Annotated in this window: 1 protein-coding gene; it reads left to right on the forward strand. The window is 37.5% G+C overall.

Annotation, left to right across the window (positions count from 1 at the left end; genetic code table 11):
• Positions 1-3104: choice-of-anchor L domain-containing protein (locus tag H602_RS20110; RefSeq protein ID WP_211224068.1), on the forward strand; the 3104-nt coding region annotated here is incomplete at both ends.

Here is a 3104-nt window from a genome sequence, read left to right on the forward strand (position 1 = left end):
GGTGGAGCAGCGCCAGTAAATGGAGCACCACTTAATACAGGAGTAGCAGGTTACTTTATTGCTACTACCGCTACCAATTTTGATATTACAGGATTAGTATCAAGTACTATTTATCAGTATTATGTTCGTGCAATTTGTTCTGGATCAGAAATCAGTACCTGGACACTGTTAACTCCTAAGTCATTTATTACTAAACCAATTAATGATGAATGTTCTGAGGCAATTATGGTTCCAGTTAATCCAAATAGGACTTGTACGCAAACAGTTTCAGGAAATACATTAGGAGGAACAGCTTCAGTTGAACTTTCAACGTGTCCTGGGAATGAGAATGATGATATTTGGTATAGTTTTGTTGCAACAAGTACATTGCATATCATCTCATTAAATGACGTAGCAGGAACAACGACTAGTGTAAGATACGCTATTTATGCAGGTGCTGATTGTAGTGCTTTGACTCAAATTTTCTGTTCGCCAACCAATGTAAACACAAGTATTATTGGTGGATTAGTAGCAGGAGATACGTATAAAATTAGAGTGTATACAAATGGAAGTAACGTGAATCAATCCACTACATTTAATTTGTGTATCACGACTCCAGCTCCTGTAACAAATGATGAGTGTGCAACTGCCACTCCTGCGTTTGTAAATCAAGGTTTGGAATGTGTGCAAGTTACACCAGGTTCAATAACAGGAGCAACTGCTTCTCCAGAGTCAAGTTCTTGTGCAGGTTTGGAAGATGATGATGTATGGTTCAGCTTTGTTGCTACAAGTGGAACTCACATTATTACATTCCAAAATATTGTAGGAACTTCTATAGCTTTAAACAGCTCATTGTATTCAGGAGATATTTGTGGTAACTTAACTTTTATTTCTTGTAATAATAATAATCAAACATTAGTAAACAACTTAACGCCGGGAACTACATATAAAATTAGAGTTTGGTCTACTTCTACACAATTAGAAGACATTCAATTTGATTTATGTATCGGAAGCATTGTACCTCCAATCACGGTAAGTACAACACAATATACCAAACCACAGTTGGTAACGGAAGTATTGATTAAGTCTACTTGTGCTACAGTAACCAATATTACATGGGCTACAGGAACAACAGATGCAACAAATGGTATTGGCTATTTTAACAAGGGATTATCTGATTTTCCTTTTGAAGATGGTATTGTATTGGTTACAGGAAGTGCAACTTCAGTTGTAGGTCCAAATACAAGTATCCTTTCAGGTGGTGGACTTGGCGGTGATGCAGATTTATCTGCAATCTTAGCGGCTCAAACACCTCCACAAACCGGTTCTTTAAACAATGCAACAAAGTTAGAATTTGATTTTGTGGCTTTGACTACGGAAATTAACTTTAATTTTATGTTCGCATCAGACGAATATGGAACGTTCCAATGTTCCTATAGTGATGCATTTGCTTTCATCTTAACAGACCTTACCGCTGGAACTCCAGCTACAAATTTAGCTGTGATTCCAGGAACTAATATTCCAGTATCAGTAGTTAATATTAGGGATACTCAATACAATGGATCTTGTGGATCAGCTAACGTAGAGTACTTTGGTAATTACTATAATAACAATGCAGGTCAGCTAGGTGCTCCGGTAAACTTTAATGGTATCACAGTTCCATTGACTGCTTCGGCACCGGTAATTCCAGGAAACTCTTACCACATTAAAATGGTAATTGCAGATTACAACGATGGCTCTTTTGATTCTGCTGTATTTTTAGAAGGTGGTAGTTTTGATATTGGTAATATTGAATTGCCAGAAGATTATTTAATTGCAGATGGAACGGCACTTTGTGTTGGAGATGACGTTACTTTAGATTCTCAATTAAGTCCAACATTATACGATATTCAGTGGTATAACGGAGATACTTTAATTCCTGGTGCTACAGATCCGATCTTAGTGGTTTCAGAATCTGGTACTTATTTTATTCATGCTGCTTATGTAGGAACAACTTGTGTTACTATAGATTCAGTGGTAGTAGAATACTTTATTGATGCTGTAGCTGTTGATCCTGCAGATTTACAATTATGTGATGCCTCTGGAGAAGGAACTTTTGACTTGACACAAACCCAAGACGGTATCTTATCTGTTTTTGAAGCAGGAACCCATGACTTAGCTTATTTCTTAACGGAAGAAGACGCTAATACTAATACCAATGCTTTAACTCAAGCAGAAGCCGAAGCGTTCTTAGGAACTAATGGACAAGAAATTTGGGTACGTGTTAATTTGCTTACAACCAATTGTTTCCAAACGGTTTCGTTTAGTTTGATCGTTCAGGATTTAACGCCACAGTTTACTGTAAGCGGACCTCTTGAAATTTGTCCAGAAGGCAGTACAACATTAACAGTTGTTCCAACGGACAATGACTTTAATGTAAGTGCAGTAACATTTGAGTGGACCTTTAATGGAACAGTAATAGCAGGTGCAACCTCAAGTTCTCTTACAGTTGAAGGTGATGCTGGATACGGAACTTATACGGTATCAGTAGATAATGGTGGCTGTTCAAGTACTCAAACTTTTGATGTAGTGCTTTCAACAGTGGAATGGAATGTTAATTTTAACGGTACAACAACGCTATGTCCAACTGAAACAGGAACACTTACTGCCGCTGTTACAAATAATACAAACAATTCAATTGTTTCTTATACCTTCACATTACCTGATGGAACAGAAGTGGTTTCAGCATCAAACACATTACCAATAACGCAGACAGGTGTTTATACAGTAGTTGTAGATATTTTAGGATGTACAAGCGCTCCAGTAGCATTTACAGTTGCAGCAAGTAGTGCCAATTGGGAAGTTAGTTTTACGGGTACGCCATATGTAATTTGTACTGGAGAATCAGTAGAATTGGCATTTACAGCGAGTAATTTTGATATCAATAATCCAAATGCAGTGTACACATGGACAAGTCCATCTGGAACTACAGGTACGGGCATGACTTTTAGTGCAAATCAAATTGGTACTTATACTTTGACGGTTAATATCTTCGGATGTATTTCTACTTTCACTGTTGAAGTTGCCGCAAATGAGCAAGCCATTGACATTGACTTCACGCAAGGGTGTGAGAACAATGCCTATAA

The sequence above is a fragment of the Flavobacterium tegetincola DSM 22377 genome (genome assembly GCF_000425485.1).
Taxonomy (GTDB): domain Bacteria; phylum Bacteroidota; class Bacteroidia; order Flavobacteriales; family Flavobacteriaceae; genus Flavobacterium; species Flavobacterium tegetincola.